Origin of the sequence: Ornithinimicrobium sp. INDO-MA30-4 (genome assembly GCF_021535045.1) — a bacterium.
Lineage (GTDB): Bacteria > Actinomycetota > Actinomycetes > Actinomycetales > Dermatophilaceae > Ornithinicoccus.
The window spans coordinates 904,746-918,789 of the sequence record NZ_CP091056.1 but is presented as its reverse complement, the minus strand read 5'-3'; the positions used below and the strand labels follow the sequence as shown (position 1 = coordinate 918,789).

The window sequence follows — 14,044 nt, the reverse complement described above, 5'->3', positions numbered from 1 at the left end:
TCCTGACCTGCGCGCCCAGACAAAAGTCGTACACTTGTTCGCATGTCGAGTGGACCAGTGGGATGGCCAGACCGGGTGCCGCCGCCCGGTGTGTCCGGCTGGGAGCAAGCGGCCACCTCTTGGTTGTTGGACCACTGCCCAGCTGACTATCGCGCGTATGCAGCGTGGCGCCGACACCCGGTAGCCCTTGCTTGGGTCACGGTCCGGCACATCCAAGCCCAGCTAGCTGCGATGCGTGGTGCTTGGCGTGATGTGCGCCCGGAGCTTGGCCCAGTTTTGCCACCAGGTTCCCTGAGCGATGTCCTTGGCTCGCTGACTCAAGAGGGGCTTCGGCTGCGTGCGGCCCTGCGAAGCGCCGAGTTGTTGCTGGAGGCACTGCAGGTTCGGGCTCCGATCAATCTTCGCTAGGATGGACCCGTTCAGCACCGCGGTTTTCGGGTGCTTTTTGATGTTTGAAGCACTATGGCTCTCGACCGCCGTGATCTTTGTCGCCGAATTGGGCGATAAGAGCCAACTCATGGCGATGACCTTCGCGACCCGCTATCGCACCTGGCAGGTCCTCATCGGCATCACTGTCGCGACTGCTCTCGTCCACCTCGCATCCGTGGCCTTGGGCTTCTGGGTCGGTGCGGCCTTTGGCGACTATCAGGGGTGGATCTCGCTGGTAGCGGGGATTGCCTTCCTTGGCTTTGCTGCGTGGACACTTCGAGGCGATGAGCTGACCGAGGACGAAGCACAAAAGGCCCGTCGCAGCTCAGGGGCCGCCATTGTCGCTGTGGGTGTGGCGTTCTTCTTGGCCGAGCTTGGCGACAAGACCATGTTGGCGACGATCACCTTAGCCACCCAATACAACTGGTTCGGCACCTGGATTGGCAGCACGGTGGGCATGGTCGCCGCCGACGCGCTGGCCATTCTGCTGGGCGCTCTGCTCGGTCGCAAACTGCCAGAAAAGGCCATCAAGTACGGCGCTGCTATTGCGTTCTTGATCTTTGGTCTCATCTTGATCCTTGAAGGCGTCGGCAATATTTGAGCCATCAGAGATTTTACAGGGTGCCATCAGGTGCCGTCGTAGACTGACGCGTTACCCTGGACTGCCCGCATGAACGACGAAAACCACTGAGAGGTGCCGCTGACATGGGTCTCCTGAGCAGCATCAAGAGTCCTCGTGATCTCACAGGCTTGTCGACCTCACAGTTGGACGACTTAGCTCAAGAGATCCGTGACTATCTGATCGACTCGGTCTCCCAAAGCGGCGGACACCTCGGCCCCAACCTCGGTGTCGTTGAATTGACCATGGCCATTCACCGGGTCTTCAACTCTCCTCATGACACGGTGGTGTTCGATACCGGTCACCAGAGTTATGTGCACAAACTGCTCACCGGTCGCCAAGACTTCTCGACACTGCGCAAGCAAGGCGGCCTCTCGGGTTATCCCAGCAGGGCTGAGTCGGCGCACGATGTCGTCGAAAACTCACACGCCTCAACGTCGCTGTCCTGGGCCATCGGCATTGCTGCAGGTCGCAAATTGCGCGGCGAAGGGGACCGCCACACCGTTGCTGTGATCGGCGACGGCGCGCTGACCGGCGGGATGGCGTGGGAAGCGCTGAACAACATCGCCGACAACCCCGACCTGCCGTTGATCATCGTGGTCAACGACAACGAGCGCTCGTATGCACCGACCACCGGCGGCATGGCCCACTACCTGGCATCGCTTCGGGCAAGCCGCAAATACGAAGACCTCCTTGACTGGAGCAAGCGTAAACTCGGCCGGGTGCCCTTGGCCAGCAGGTGTATGCCACAGCGCACGGAGTCAAAAAGGGCCTCAAAGACATTGTTAGCCCCCAGGGCATGTTTGAAGACCTCGGGCTGAAATACCTTGGACCGATCGATGGCCATGATTTGGAAGCTGTCGAGACGGCGATGACTCAAGCGAGGTCGTTCGGGGGCGTCGTGCTCGTGCACGTGCTGACCGAAAAGGGCCACGGTTATGACCCGGCCACCGAAGACGAAGCCGACCGTTTCCATGCCGTCGGCGTCATCAACCCCGAGACTGGCCTGCCGCTAGAGGTTTCGGGCCGCTCCTGGACCGATGAGTTCAGCGAAGAGATGGTGGCGCTAGGGCACGAACGACGTGACGTCGTGGCGATCACCGCGTCCATGCTGATGCCGGTGGGCCTGAAGTCGTTTGCTGAGACCTTCCCGCACCGCGTCTTTGACGTGGGCATTGCCGAGCAGCACGCCGTGACGATGGCTGCTGGGCTCTCGTTCACCGGCTTGCACCCCGTTGTCGCGATCTATGCGACCTTCCTTAACCGCGCTTTCGACCAGTTGTTGATGGACTGCGCGCTGCATGGCCAAGGTGTCACCTTTGTGCTCGACCGCTCCGGCGTCACAGGCACGGACGGCGCCAGCCACAACGGTATGTGGGATCTCGCCATCTCCGGGATCGTCCCTGGCCTGCGGGTGGCAGCACCGCGCGATGGTGCCCAGGTCCGCCGGGCATTGCGCGAATCTGTCGATATCGATGATGGCCCCAGCGTCGTGCGTTTCCCCCAGGGCAGTGTCAAGGCGCCTATCGTGGCTCACCGCCAGGTTGACGGCGTCGACGTGCTGCGTGAAGCCGCCACCCCAGACGTCACGTTGATTGGCCTGGGCTCGATGGCTGAGGTCGCGCTGGCTGCTGCGGAGAAAGTCGCCGCCGAAGGCTATGAGGTCCAGGTCCTTGATCCGCGTTGGGTCTTGCCGATCAACCCTGCGTTGCTGCAGTTGGCTGGCGACTCGAAGGCAGTTGCTGTCATCGAAGATGGTGTCGTGAATGGTGGCGTCGGCCAGCGCATCGCTGACTCGAGCGACCGCGCGGTCTGGTGCTACGGCATACCGAATGAGTTCTTGGACCATGGCTCACGCAATCAGGTCCTTGACCACGTTGGCTTGACCAGCGATCGTCTCGCTGATTCGTTGTTGCAGCGCTTGAATGGCTGATCAGATTCACCCCACTGCGGGTGGTCACCGGATGGCGACCTGCACGCAGTGCCAGTTGCGCTTCCCCATGGGCCAGTTGGACTCGTTGCCGGGCTGCCCGCACTGTGGGGGCGAACTGCACATGGGCGAGGAGTATCACTCTCCAGAGCCCGCCGATTCGCCCCCGCCTGGGCGTGAGGTCGTCGCAGTCCTCGACAACGTCCGCAGCCTGATGAACGTCGGGGTCATCTTTCGCACCAGCGATGCCCTCGGGATCAGGCACCTGTATCTGAGCGGCATCACTCCGCCGGGGGATCACCCCAAGATGGCGCGCACCGCCCTGGGCTCGCAAGAAACGGTTGGCTGGAGCCACCACAAGCATGGCCCCTCGCTGATCTCGGAGTTGCAGAGCGAAGGCTGGTCGATCTGGGCTGTCGAAGCAACTCCCACGGCACAGCAGATCGCTGCCATCACCGAGCCTGGCCAACAAGACATGCCTGAGCGGATCGCGATGGTTGTTGGGCACGAGGTGGGCGGCATTGACCCCGACATCCTGGCTGTCGCTGATCGGCACGTGATGTTGCCGTTGCGGGGCATCAAACGCAGCGTGAATGTGAGCACAGCCTTCAGCATGGTTGCGCACCAGCTAACGCATTAGTCGTCACGTCCGCAGCGCTGCCAAAGACCAAAGGGCGGCGTGTTTGTTGACCCTCACATCGTGTCAGGCGCAAGTATTGGCGCATGGCCGAGACCACGAACACCAACCTGATGACGATTGGGCGCTTTAGCTCACTGACCCGTCTGTCAGTTCGGATGCTGCGTCACTATGACTCCCACGGAGTGCTGGTGCCAGCCGATATTGACCAGTGGACCGGATACCGGCGATATGCACCGCACCAATTGGCCGATGCAGCCGATATCCGTAACCTGCGCGATGTCGGGTTTGGCGTCTCCGCCATTGGCATCCTCCTCGCCGCCCGCGGCACTGAGGCCTGGTCTAACGCGCTGCAGTTGCAGCGCGAAAGCCTTGACGAAGAGCTGAACGCGGCCCAGGGACGGGTTTCCCTCATCACCCGATTGCTTGACCAAGGAGAGCACACCATGTCGATCACACTCAGCCGCAAGACCGTCCCAGCCATGACTGTCGTCAGTCTGCGTGGCACCGTCCCCGCCTACAATGAGGAGGGTCAACTGTGGGGTCAGATGATGCCACTTGTGGGCGCTCAGGGCATCCAGCCTGTCGGCCCGTGCGGCGTTATCGAGCACGACGAGCAATACACCGAGCGCGACGTTGACCTGTCGACCTTTCTGCCGGTCTCGTCAGGGACCAGCGTTGAAGCCCCCTGGAGATCATCGAATTGCCCGAGCGTGACTGCTTGGTGGCGCAGATCAAGGGCTCGTTTGAGCAGATCAGCGAAGCGCACGACCGGATCAATGCGCGCATCGCCGCTGAAGGCTTGGCGACCAAGAACGACGGAACTGTTGGCAGCAAGCACTTCAACCTCTATCTGACGAACCCAGGTGAGGTCAGCGAGGACGAGCAGGTCACCGAGGTCTATCTGCCTCTGGCCTAACCTCGCACGGCCGAGTCGCGCCGGGAGCTAATCACTCCGGTGTCGAATCCAGCCAAGTGCAGACCGCCGTCGAAGCGGGCATGCTCGATTTTGACGCAGCGATCCATCACAACATTGAGCCCGGCTTCTTCGGCGCGGGCAGCAACCTCTTCGTGCCACGAGCCGAGTTGTAGCCAGAGGGTCTTTGCGCCAACCGCGATGGCCTCGTCCAGGACGCTGGGCAGGTCATCGTGACGGCGGAAGACGTCGACGACATCGGGCACCTCGGGCAGTGACTTCAAGTCCGGATAAGCTGGCTGACCGAGAATCTCGGTGGCCATTGGGTTCACAAAATAGACCCGATAGTCAGAGCTAGACAGCAGGTAGGTGCTGACAAAATAGCTGGCCCGCGATGGGTTGGTGGAGGCACCAACGATCGCAATCGACTTGGCCTGACGCAGCAGGTTGAGGCGTTGTGGGGCGCTGGGGCCAACCCAGGTTCGCTCGGCTGGCGTGCTCATCGGCTCACTCCTGTCGCTGCGGTGAGGGCTTGGTCGAGATCCCACAAGATGTCTTCGACATCTTCGAGACCAACGCTAATACGCACGAGGTCAGGCTTGACGCCGCCCGCCTCAAGCTGGGCCTGAGTCAGCTGCTGGTGCGTTGTCGACCCGGGGTGAATCACCAACGTGCGGGCATCGCCGATGTTGGCCAGGTGGCTGGCGAGTTGGACAGACCCGATGAACTTCTCGCCGGCTGCTCGGCCATCAATCTCATCGGTGCCCTTGATGCCAAAGGCAAAGACGGCGCCCGGTCCGAGCGGGAAGTACTTCTTCGCCCGCTCGTGGTGCACGTGGTCTGGCAGACCGGCATAGGTGACATAGGCGATCCGCGGATCCTCAGCCAGCCACTGGGCAACCTTGGCGGCATTAGCGACGTGGGCATCCATCCGCTGGGGGAGCGTCTCCACGCCTTGTAGCAATTGGAAGGCGGCGGTCGGCGACAGGCTGGGCCCAATGTCGCGCAGTTGCTCGGTGCGCAGTTTGGTCAAGAAGCCATACTCGCCAAAGTTGTCCCACCACCTGATGCCGCCATAAGACTCAACCGGCTCTGTCATGGTCGGGAAGCGGCCGTTGCCCCAATTGAAGCGACCAGACTCAACCACGATGCCGCCCAGCGTGGTGCCGTGCCCACCGATGAATTTGGTGAGCGAGTGGATGACGATGTCAGCGCCATGCTCCAACGGCCTGACCAGGTATGGCGTAGCGAGGGTTGCGTCGATCACCAGCGGCACCCCGTGCTCGTGGGCAACAGCCGCCAGAGCCTCAATGTCGGTGACTTCACCGGAGGGATTGGCAATGACCTCGGCATACACCGCTTTGGTTTTGTCGGTGATCGCCGCGGCATAGTCGGCCGGGTCGGTGCCGGTGACAAACGTCGTCTCGACGCCAAAGCGGCGCAGCGTGACATCGAGTTGAGTCAGCGTGCCGCCATAGAGCGATGCTGCTGCCACGAGGTGGTCACCGGCGCCAGCCAGCGCGGAGAAGGTGATGAACTCAGCCGACATACCCGAAGCGGTTGCGACCGCGCCGATGCCGCCTTCGAGCGAAGCAACGCGCTCTTCAAGGGCTGCAACGGTGGGGTTACCGATCCGCGAATAGATGTTGCCGTACTTCTGCAGCGCGAAGAGGTTGGCAGCGTCTTTGGTGTCGTTGAAGACAAAACTCGAGGTCTGATAGATCGGCACAGCGCGTGCGCCGGTGGTTGGATCGGGGATGCCGCCCGCGTGCAGTGCGCGAGTCCTAAAGCCGAAGGTGTGCTCGTCTGCCATTTCAGGACCACTTCCTCAAAAGTCGTTTTTCGACAAAGCCAATAATGATGTCGGTCAGCACGCCCAGCAGCGCCAACAAGACAATAGCCAGCAACACTCGATCGACGCGGCCATTGTTTTGTGAGTCCGTCAGCAGGAAGCCTAGGCCCATGGAGGCACCCGCCAACTCTGCCGCCACCAAGAAGAGCCACGATTGAGCCATCGCTAGCCGCAAACCGGAGATCACCGAGGGGATGACGGCTGGCAACTGGATCGTGCGAAGAGCGTGAAGCCGCGCAGGCCAAAGGCACGCCCGACCTCGCTCAAGTGCGGATCAACGTGGCGCAGCGCTGCAGACACTGTGGTGTAGACGGGGAAGAATGCGCCGATGGCGATCAACGTGACCTTGCTGTCTTCACCGATCTTGAGCCAGATCAACAACAGCGGGATCCAGGCCAGCGACGGCACCGCCCGAAGCGCGCCGATCGTGGGCGATAGCAGCGAGGAAGACAGGTTGGACAAGCCCACGATTGCGCCAACAGCCAGGCCCAGGGTGGCACCAACCAGGAAGCCAATCAGGACCCGTTGGGTCGAGATTGCGACGTGCGTCCACAACTCACCGCGTTGAATCAGATCCACCCCTGCGTCCCATACAGATGCTGGCGGCGGCAGTTGATAGATCGGGAAGTACCCGGTGACAGCGGTGGACCAGTGCCACAACGCAAGGAGCACTGCCGGGACGATCAAGCCAATGCCCGCGATCGCCCAGGGGCGCTTGTTGAGCCGGTGCCGGGCAGGCTTGGACGCAACCGGTGCCACGGTGGGCGGCTCAGCCGGACCGCCGTCAGCAGCCTTGTTAGTGACACGCTCCCGAGTTGGTGCAGTCATCTCCAGTGCTCCTTGCGTTGAGGTCGGCGGATCAGTCGGTGAAACGGGTGGCGTCAGCGGCCTCGGCAAAGGAGGGGTCGAAGAGACTGGTCAGCGCTTCGTCCACTTGCTCCTGCGTCTGCACATCGCCGATCTCGACAAAGATCGGACCGACAACCTCCAGCACGGCTGCCTGGTCATCGCCAGGGACTGACACGTCCAAATTGGTGCGTTCCAGCAGGACGGTCTCCGCGATGGCGGGGTCGATGCCCAAGCGTCGGCCAAGATGGCAACCGTCTCGTCGGGGTTCTCATCGGCCCACACGCGTGCTCGCTCGTAGGTGTCGATCACGACCTGGGCAAGATCGGGGTTCTCCTCGAGGAAGGATTCGTTGGCGTTGAGGAAGCCATAGGTGTTGAAGTCGATGTTGCGATAGAACAGCTCGGAGCCGTTGTTCACTTCGCTATCGGCCATCAGCGGGTCCAGGCCAGCCCAGGCGTCGACGCTACCGTTTTCCAGTGCTGTCTTGCCATCGGCGTGCTGCAGGTTCTGCACCTCGATGTCGTCCAGCGTGAGGTCGGCGGTGCCGAGTGCCTGAAGCAAGAAAAAGTACGGGTCGGTGCCCTTCGTTGCTGCTACCGACTTGCCTTCAAGGTCGGCTACCTCGGTGATGTCGGAGCCTTCGGGGGCAACGAGCGCGGACCATTCCGGCTGGGAGTAGAGCAAGACCGTCTTGATGGGCGAGCCGTTGGCGCGAGCAAGGAGAGCGGCCGAGCCGGCGGTGGAGCCAACGTCGATCGCGTCGGCGCGTAGGGCCTCGTTTGCCTTGTTGGAGCCAGCGGACTGAGTCCAGGTGACCTCGACGTCGTCGCCGAGTTCTCCTTCTAACCAGCCCTGATCTTTAATGATCAACGACAACGGGTTGTAGGTGGCGTAGTCGACGTGAAGCTCGGTGTCGCTCCATTCGCCGTCGGCGGCAGAGCTGTCACTGGAGGCGGCGCTGTCTTCACCGGCTACGCAACCGGTCAGAGCAAAGGCGGCCACGGCGGGGATGAGCAGAGACTTCAGGGCAGGGCGTGCAGACATAGTGGGGTCCTTGGTTTTTGCAGGTATGCAGGAAGTCGCCGTCAGCGCTGACGGCAGGTGAAGGCTGGGCTCAGCGGTGTCGGGAGACGCCGAGGCCCTCGAGCATCTCTTGGCGCAGCTGAGCCAAGACCGCGTCGGTCCGTGAGCGTGGTCGAGACCCGGGAACGGTCGTCAAGGAGGCCACATGGGCTCCATGCGAGTTGGGCGCTGGCGCGAGCAGGGCAATGTCGTCCGCGAGGTAGAGGGCTTCCTCGACATCGTGGGTCACCATCACGATGGTGGCAGGCTCGGCAGCGTGGATATCCAGGAGCAGGTCTTGCATCCGCAGTCGAGTCAAAGCGTCGAGTGCGCCGAACGGCTCATCAAGCAGCAGCACCGCAGGATTGCGCGCTAAGGCTCGGGCTAGCGAGGCCCGTTGCGCCATCCCGCCGGAAATCTGCCGGGGGCGAAGGTTCGCGGCTTCGACCAGGCCAACCAGACTGATCAACTCTGCGACTCGTGCCTGACCAGTTTCCTTATCGACACCTGCCGGAAGGCCCAGCGCGATGTTTTCAGCGATCGTCCGCCAGGGGAGGAGGCGCGGCTCTTGAAAGGCGACGGCACAGCGGGGGTCGATCCCGGTGACGGGGAGTCGCCGATGAGGACGGCCCCGGCCTCGGGCGTGTTGAGCCCGCAGATTTCGCGCAGCAAGGTCGACTTGCCGCAGCCGGAAGCACCAATGAGCGCGACGATGCCGCCAGCGGGCACGTCAAGGCTGACGTTGCTCAGAACATGCTTCTCGCCTGCAGCGGTCGAGAAAGTGCGGTGAAGGCCGCGCACCTGGACGGCGGCGGCACGGGTCTGGACATCAAGTGAGGCTGGAGCCATGACCGAAACACTAATGAAGAGTCTTCGGAAACTGCAAAACGAGAATGCTCAGTAGTGAAGAATCTGCGAAACAGGAATTAGGGCAGTGAGCCCCCGCAAATCCGGGGTTGCTAACTCCAGGCCAATTCGCCGCGACGCTTCCAATAGTCAGTTGAGTCGACGCTTAGCTCGCTCAACGCCGACAACTCTTGCTCGCTCAGCGACACCTGGGTGGCCTGGAGGTTGGCGGTCAAGTGCTCGGTCACCGAGGCTCCGGACAACACCGTGGGGGTGAAGGGCTGAGCGGAGGCCGCGGCCATGGCTAGCGCGTCAATGCCGACCTGATGCTTGGCCGCCATCCGGGCCAGGACCTCAGGGGCATCGCCGCGGCTGGTCAGCAAGCCGTTGGCCAGCGCCTCCTTGATGATGACGCCCCACCCGGCCTCCTTTGCTGCCAGTAGCATTTCGCCAGCCGCAGTCTCATAGAGGTTCCAGGTGGCCTGGATGCTAGCGAATGGCACATCCCCAGCGGTGCTCAACTCCAGCGCTCGGCGGATGGCCTGACTCTGGCCCGGCCAGAAACGCTGAGCCCAATGACGACACCTTCTTCGGCTAACTCACTAAGCGCCGCCAGGGTGTCTCGGTCGTCAAAGATCCCGGAGTCCAGCGTGGCTGAGTGGACCTGATAAATGTGCGGATTGCCATCGAGGAATCTGCGGCTCTCGACGATCTGACGGCGGAAAGTGCCGACACTGTGATCCTTCACTTCGTGGACATCGGCGTCGACGGTCCAGTCGGCGGTGTAGGTGTAGCCCCATTTCGACGACACCAGGACGTCTTGATGCCCTTGCTCGCGCAGCCAGTCGCCGACAAATTCCTCGCCGCGACCATAGGACCGGGCGGTGTCGACGTGACGCACGCCCCCCGCATACGCCGAATTAAGGACCTCGAAGGCTCGGGCGCGCAGTGCCTCCACTGAGGTGTCGCCCAAATCGTCGTGATGCCCGACGTTGATGTAGCCCGGCCGGCCTAAGGCGGCCATGCCGAGTCCGATCGGTGTTGTGGTGAGACCAGTTGTGCCGTATTCGCGGGTTGGGAGCACCATAAGGTGAGGCTAGGCCACGTCGCTGACATAGTTGGGGGGAAGGACCATATTCAACTATTGAGGACGTGCCATGACAGATCTGCCCCTGCACCCGTTAGTCGTGCACTTCTCCGTCGTTGCAATCTTGGTCACGTCGCTAGCGCTGATCGTCGCTGTCGTTTTGCCGCGATTCCGCCTGTGGCTGGGCTGGGGCTTACCGCTGATGGGGGTGCTGAGCGCGATCGTTGCCTTTGTGACGGCTCAGGCAGGTGAAGACCTCTCCCATGAAAAGGCTCAGAGCTCGGATGTCCTCAATGGGCACATGGGGTGGGGGAGCCGGTTGGAGACCCTGACCTTTGGCCTCGCCGTGATGGCGATCCTCTTCCATCTGGGCACGCCTAAGCGCGATTCAGACAAGCCCCGCCTGGCGTTCCTCAGCCCCCAATGGGCCCAAATCACCATCAAAGTGCTGGCCATCGTTGTGGCCATTGCAGCGATCGTGCTGACCTACTTGGCAGGCGACTCTGGAGCACAATCGGTCTGGGGCTAAGCGAGCCAATCGAGAGGTAGACACGAGGCTCGTCTGGCGAGATATGGTGCCCAGAACATGGTTACCGAAGAACGAAGCCAGGCACAGCCGGTCCTACGTTTGAGCCTGCTCCAGATCGAGCCAGCCAACCGGGGGATCGCTGACTCGTTGGCCGCGCTGGACCGGGCCGCCGCCGAGGCCCAGAGCCAACAGGCGGACATCCTCATCACCCCGGAGATGTACCTCACCGGCTATAACATCGGGCGAAAAGCGGTCCGCGCAGCGGCCGAGCCTCTGACTGGCCCGACACTGGGCGCCGTCGCGAGGATCGCGGCTGAGCGAGGCTTAGCCATCGTTGTGGTTTTCCCAGAATTAGCGGGAGACGAAGTTTTCAACACGGCTGCCTTCATCACCCGCGACGGGGACTTGCTGTCCAGCTATCGCAAGACGCACCTCTATGGCGAAGTGGATGAGGCGCAGTTCAGCGCTGGGGACGCGCTAGGCGAGCCGTTTGACTACCTCGGTTGGCGTCTGGCGATGGCCATTTGCTTCGATATTGAGTTTCCCGAGGTCGCGAGGGCCCACGCATTGGCCGGGGTCGATGCGATCCTGACGCCGACCGCAAACATGCAGCCGTTCACGTCGGTGAGCACTCGACTGGTTCCAGCCCGGGCCGAAGAGAATGGCGTCTTCGTTGCCTACGCAAACTTCGTCGGAGACGAGAGTCGCTTTGAGTATTGCGGTAGTTCTTGCGTCGTAGGCCCGGATGGCGAAGACATCGCCCGGGCGGGGACGGATGCCGAGGTGCTGGCTGCAGATCTCCAGCATGCCGAGCTCGCCCGCGTCCGCGGCTTGTCGCCCTATTTGTCCAGCCTGCGCACTGACCTATACCCCGTCCGACCCGAAACTGAGGAGCCCATGAGCGCCCCAACCAGCAAGCCAGTTACAGCCTTTGGCCCCGACTTCCCCTTTGCTTACGACGAGTGGATCACCCACGAGGCGGGCTTGGTCAGATCCCGGAGTCGGCTCATGGCAAGAAGGTGGCAGTGATCGGCTCTGGAGCAGCCGCTATGACCGCTTCGTTTGAGCTGATGAAGATGGGCTTGCACCCAGTCATCTATGAGTCGGGCCAGTTGGTGGTCGATTGCGCTCACACGAGTTTGAAGGCAGTGGCGGCATTACGGCCGAGTTGGGTGGCATGCGCTTCCCCATCTCCTCAACCGGCTTCTATCACTACATCAACATGCTGGGCTTGGAGACTGAAGAGTTCCCTAACCCGCTGACCCCGGCGGCAGGCTCCACGGTGATCGACCTGGAGGGGAGACGCATTACGGCGAGACGCTGGCTGACCTGCCGGATGTTTATCACGAGGTCGCGATGGCCTACGACGAGGCACTCGAAGAAAGCGCGCACTTCTCGGCACTGAAAGATGCCATCCGCAACCGTGATGCCGGCCGGATCAAAGAGCTCTGGGACCCGATCGTTGAAGAATGGGACGAGCGGACCTTCTATGACTTCGTCGTCTCATCTAAGGCGTTCTCGCGACTGTCCTTCCGGCATCGCGAAGTCTTCGGCCAGGTCGGCTTCGGCACCGGTGGTTGGGACTCTGACTTCTCCAACACCATGTTGGAGATCCTGCGGGTCAACGTCTGCGAACTCGATGACCACCAGAGGTATGTCGTGGGCGGCGTGGAGCAGATGCCCAAGGGTTTGTGGCAGCGCGAGGTCGACGGCATGGCCCACTGGTCAGATGGCACCTCGCTGTCCAAGCTCAACAACGGTGGCACCCGTGCTGGAGTTCGCAAGATCAGCCGGCACAGCGACGGCCACCAGATGGAGATCACCGACGCCTGGGGCCGTGTCGACAGCTACGAAGCGGTGTTAGCCACCTGTCAGAGCCACCTGCTGACGACGTCGATCGAGACCGACGAAGACCTCTTTGAGCAAAAAATGTGGATGGCGCTTGACCGCACGCGCTATATGCAGTCGTCCAAGACGTTCGTGATGGTTGACCGCCCGTTTTGGAAGGACAAGGACCCAGAGACCGGCCGCGATGTCATGTCGATGACCCTGACCGACCGGCTCACCCGTGGGACGTATCTCTTTGACAACGGCCCAGGAAGCCTGCGGTGATCTGCCTGACCTATTCGTGGATGACGGATGCGTTGAAGATGCTGCCACTGAGCGTCGACGAACGAGTGAACTTGGCGCTCGCAGCCTTGAAGAAGATCTATCCCAAGGTCGATATTGCGCAGCACATCGTCGGTGACCCGGTGACGGTCAGCTGGGAAGATGACCCCAACTTCCTGGGCGCTTTCAAGGGCGCACTGCCGGGCCACTACCGCTACAACGCGCGGATGTATGGGCACTTCATCCAGGAGAAGTTGCCCGAGAAGCACCGCGGCATCTTCATGGCTGGCGATGGCGTGAGCTGGACTCCGGCTTGGGTCGAAGGCGCCGTGCAGACTGCGCTGAACTCGGTCTGGGGGATCATGACGCACTTTGGTGGCAGCACGCCTGAGGGCAATCCTGGCCCTGGTGACATGTACCCGTTGGTCGGGCCGGTCAACCTGGGCGAGTAGGCCCATGCTGCCTAGGACGGCCCGCTAGCCCTGCCGAAAGTGCGATTCGCAGAAATTCTCGCTGATCGCGTGTTTGGACACGCGAACAGAGCGCATTTATGCGATCCGCGAAGCCGTGAGCTTTACCGCCCGCTGCGATTGGGTCGATTCGCCTGCATCGTGTTTGCTTAAGGCGTGGAGACTCAAGCCGTTCTGGCCATGTTGCAGGATGTCGCCGAGCGCGTCATCAACCCTCGATTCCGTGCGTTAGCCGACGGTCAGATCATCGAGAAGAACCCTGGCGATTTGGTCACCGTGGCCGACCGGGAGGCCGAGGTGCTGATCACGGCGGAGTTGCGCGCCGCATACCCCGATGCAGTGATTTTGGGGAGGAAGCCCACTCGGCCAACTCGGCAATTATGGTGGAGTATCGCCAGGCTAAGCATGCTTTCACTGTCGACCCGGTCGATGGCACCAAGAACTTTGTCCGTGGCTCGAAGGATCACGCGGTCATGGTTGGTGAAGTCGTCGATGGTGAAACGACCGGGCCTGGATCTGGCAGCCACAACTCGAGTTGGCCTACATCGCCGAGCGTGGCCAGGAGTGACCCGCAATGGCGAGCAGTTGCACCGCGGCCCCGCGATGAAAGCCCTGGCTGACCTCAATGTGCACAGCTCAACTACCGCTGGAACGGCACGTCACCTGGCGGGTTGAGCCCGATCAAGCAGACTTGGACCTGCTGCGGCGT

Annotated in this window: 15 protein-coding genes and 5 pseudogenes; 13 read left to right on the top strand and 7 right to left on the bottom strand. The window is 61.8% G+C overall.

The window, feature by feature from the left end:
- The first annotated feature begins 42 nt into the window (after window positions 1-42).
- From L0A91_RS05370 to L0A91_RS05345, 7 genes and pseudogenes are all read left to right on the top strand, one after another.
- The gene (locus L0A91_RS05370) at window positions 43-408 is read left to right on the top strand and encodes a hypothetical protein (RefSeq protein WP_220122684.1); all 366 of its coding nucleotides are present in this window, start codon (window positions 43-45) and stop codon (window positions 406-408) included.
- Window positions 409-448: 40 nt separating this feature from the next.
- Window positions 449-1,030, top strand: a complete 582-nt coding sequence (locus tag L0A91_RS05365) for a TMEM165/GDT1 family protein (RefSeq protein ID WP_235246134.1) — start codon at window positions 449-451, stop codon at window positions 1,028-1,030.
- 104 nt (window positions 1,031-1,134) lie between these two features.
- Window positions 1,135-1,910: pseudogene (locus tag L0A91_RS18460) on the top strand (1-deoxy-D-xylulose-5-phosphate synthase N-terminal domain-containing protein); the annotation flags it as partial.
- Between the two features lie 9 nt (window positions 1,911-1,919).
- On the top strand, window positions 1,920-2,981 hold the full coding sequence (locus L0A91_RS18455; RefSeq protein WP_397333851.1) for a transketolase C-terminal domain-containing protein: 1,062 nt from the start codon (window positions 1,920-1,922) through the stop codon (window positions 2,979-2,981).
- Window positions 2,974-3,618, top strand: coding sequence for a TrmH family RNA methyltransferase (locus L0A91_RS05355; protein WP_235246133.1), 645 nt, complete (start codon window positions 2,974-2,976; stop codon window positions 3,616-3,618). The genes L0A91_RS18455 and L0A91_RS05355 overlap by 8 nt, the downstream gene beginning before the upstream one ends.
- 83 nt (window positions 3,619-3,701) lie before the next feature.
- Window positions 3,702-3,875: pseudogene (locus L0A91_RS18450) on the top strand (MerR family DNA-binding transcriptional regulator); the annotation flags it as partial.
- A 464-nt stretch (window positions 3,876-4,339) separates the two neighbouring features.
- Complete coding sequence (locus L0A91_RS05345) at window positions 4,340-4,534, top strand: GyrI-like domain-containing protein (RefSeq protein ID WP_235246132.1); 195 nt, start codon at window positions 4,340-4,342, stop codon at window positions 4,532-4,534.
- Here L0A91_RS05345 and L0A91_RS05340 read toward each other — a convergent pair.
- The 7 genes and pseudogenes from L0A91_RS05340 to L0A91_RS17265 all read right to left on the bottom strand — a co-directional run bounded on the left by L0A91_RS05340 (window position 4,531) and on the right by L0A91_RS17265 (window position 10,227).
- Complete coding sequence (locus L0A91_RS05340; RefSeq protein ID WP_235246131.1) at window positions 4,531-5,034, bottom strand: CoA-binding protein; 504 nt, start codon at window positions 5,032-5,034, stop codon at window positions 4,531-4,533. The genes L0A91_RS05345 and L0A91_RS05340 overlap by 4 nt on opposite strands.
- A complete protein-coding gene (locus L0A91_RS05335; protein ID WP_235246129.1) occupies window positions 5,031-6,344 on the bottom strand; it encodes an O-acetylhomoserine aminocarboxypropyltransferase/cysteine synthase family protein in 1,314 nt (437 codons plus the stop codon). The genes L0A91_RS05340 and L0A91_RS05335 overlap by 4 nt, the downstream gene beginning before the upstream one ends.
- Before the next feature lies 1 nt (window position 6,345).
- A pseudogene (locus L0A91_RS05330) lies at window positions 6,346-7,211 on the bottom strand (ABC transporter permease).
- Between the two features lie 31 nt (window positions 7,212-7,242).
- Window positions 7,243-8,276 (bottom strand): annotated as a pseudogene (locus L0A91_RS05325) (aliphatic sulfonate ABC transporter substrate-binding protein).
- A 70-nt stretch (window positions 8,277-8,346) separates the two neighbouring features.
- Window positions 8,347-9,143: pseudogene (locus L0A91_RS05320) on the bottom strand (ABC transporter ATP-binding protein).
- A 110-nt stretch (window positions 9,144-9,253) separates the two neighbouring features.
- Window positions 9,254-9,643, bottom strand: coding sequence for an aldo/keto reductase (locus L0A91_RS17270; RefSeq protein WP_260115301.1), 390 nt, complete (start codon window positions 9,641-9,643; stop codon window positions 9,254-9,256).
- A gap of 14 nt (window positions 9,644-9,657) precedes the next feature.
- A complete protein-coding gene (locus L0A91_RS17265; protein ID WP_260115300.1) occupies window positions 9,658-10,227 on the bottom strand; it encodes an aldo/keto reductase in 570 nt (189 codons plus the stop codon).
- A gap of 70 nt (window positions 10,228-10,297) precedes the next feature.
- Between L0A91_RS17265 and L0A91_RS05310 the strand changes: the two genes are divergently transcribed.
- The 6 genes from L0A91_RS05310 to L0A91_RS18430 all read left to right on the top strand — a co-directional run bounded on the left by L0A91_RS05310 (window position 10,298) and on the right by L0A91_RS18430 (window position 13,955).
- On the top strand, window positions 10,298-10,756 hold the full coding sequence (locus L0A91_RS05310) for a DUF2231 domain-containing protein (RefSeq protein ID WP_235246128.1): 459 nt from the start codon (window positions 10,298-10,300) through the stop codon (window positions 10,754-10,756).
- Window positions 10,757-10,813: 57 nt separating this feature from the next.
- A complete protein-coding gene (locus L0A91_RS05305; protein ID WP_311198029.1) occupies window positions 10,814-11,785 on the top strand; it encodes a carbon-nitrogen hydrolase family protein in 972 nt (323 codons plus the stop codon).
- 94 nt (window positions 11,786-11,879) lie between these two features.
- Window positions 11,880-12,161 (top strand): hypothetical protein, encoded by a 282-nt coding sequence (locus L0A91_RS18445; RefSeq protein ID WP_311198028.1) that lies wholly within the window; start codon window positions 11,880-11,882, stop codon window positions 12,159-12,161.
- Entirely contained in the window at window positions 12,113-12,868 is a 756-nt protein-coding gene (locus L0A91_RS18440; RefSeq protein ID WP_311198027.1) for an FAD-dependent oxidoreductase, read from the top strand. Before L0A91_RS18445 ends, L0A91_RS18440 begins: the two co-directional genes overlap by 49 nt.
- The gene (locus tag L0A91_RS18435; protein ID WP_311198026.1) at window positions 12,865-13,317 is read left to right on the top strand and encodes an FAD-dependent oxidoreductase; all 453 of its coding nucleotides are present in this window, start codon (window positions 12,865-12,867) and stop codon (window positions 13,315-13,317) included. Before L0A91_RS18440 ends, L0A91_RS18435 begins: the two co-directional genes overlap by 4 nt.
- A 137-nt stretch (window positions 13,318-13,454) precedes the next feature.
- Window positions 13,455-13,955, top strand: coding sequence for an inositol monophosphatase family protein (locus L0A91_RS18430; RefSeq protein WP_311198141.1), 501 nt, complete (start codon window positions 13,455-13,457; stop codon window positions 13,953-13,955).
- The last annotated feature ends 89 nt before the right edge of the window (window positions 13,956-14,044 follow it).

Excerpts from the sequence above, each read along its gene's own strand:
- L0A91_RS05370 (WP_220122684.1), top strand. The coding sequence starts at position 43 with ATGTCGAGTGGACCAGTGGGATGGCCAGACCGGGTGCCGCCGCCCGGT.
- L0A91_RS05365 (WP_235246134.1), top strand. The coding sequence starts at position 449 with ATGTTTGAAGCACTATGGCTCTCGACCGCCGTGATCTTTGTCGCCGAA.
- L0A91_RS18455 (WP_397333851.1), top strand. The coding sequence starts at position 1,920 with ATGACTCAAGCGAGGTCGTTCGGGGGCGTCGTGCTCGTGCACGTGCTG.
- L0A91_RS05355 (WP_235246133.1), top strand. The coding sequence starts at position 2,974 with ATGGCTGATCAGATTCACCCCACTGCGGGTGGTCACCGGATGGCGACC.
- L0A91_RS05340 (WP_235246131.1), bottom strand. The coding sequence starts at position 5,034 with ATGAGCACGCCAGCCGAGCGAACCTGGGTTGGCCCCAGCGCCCCACAA.
- L0A91_RS05335 (WP_235246129.1), bottom strand. The coding sequence starts at position 6,344 with ATGGCAGACGAGCACACCTTCGGCTTTAGGACTCGCGCACTGCACGCG.
- L0A91_RS17265 (WP_260115300.1), bottom strand. The coding sequence starts at position 10,227 with ATGGTGCTCCCAACCCGCGAATACGGCACAACTGGTCTCACCACAACA.
- L0A91_RS05310 (WP_235246128.1), top strand. The coding sequence starts at position 10,298 with ATGACAGATCTGCCCCTGCACCCGTTAGTCGTGCACTTCTCCGTCGTT.
- L0A91_RS05305 (WP_311198029.1), top strand. The coding sequence starts at position 10,814 with ATGGTTACCGAAGAACGAAGCCAGGCACAGCCGGTCCTACGTTTGAGC.
- L0A91_RS18440 (WP_311198027.1), top strand. The coding sequence starts at position 12,113 with ATGGCCTACGACGAGGCACTCGAAGAAAGCGCGCACTTCTCGGCACTG.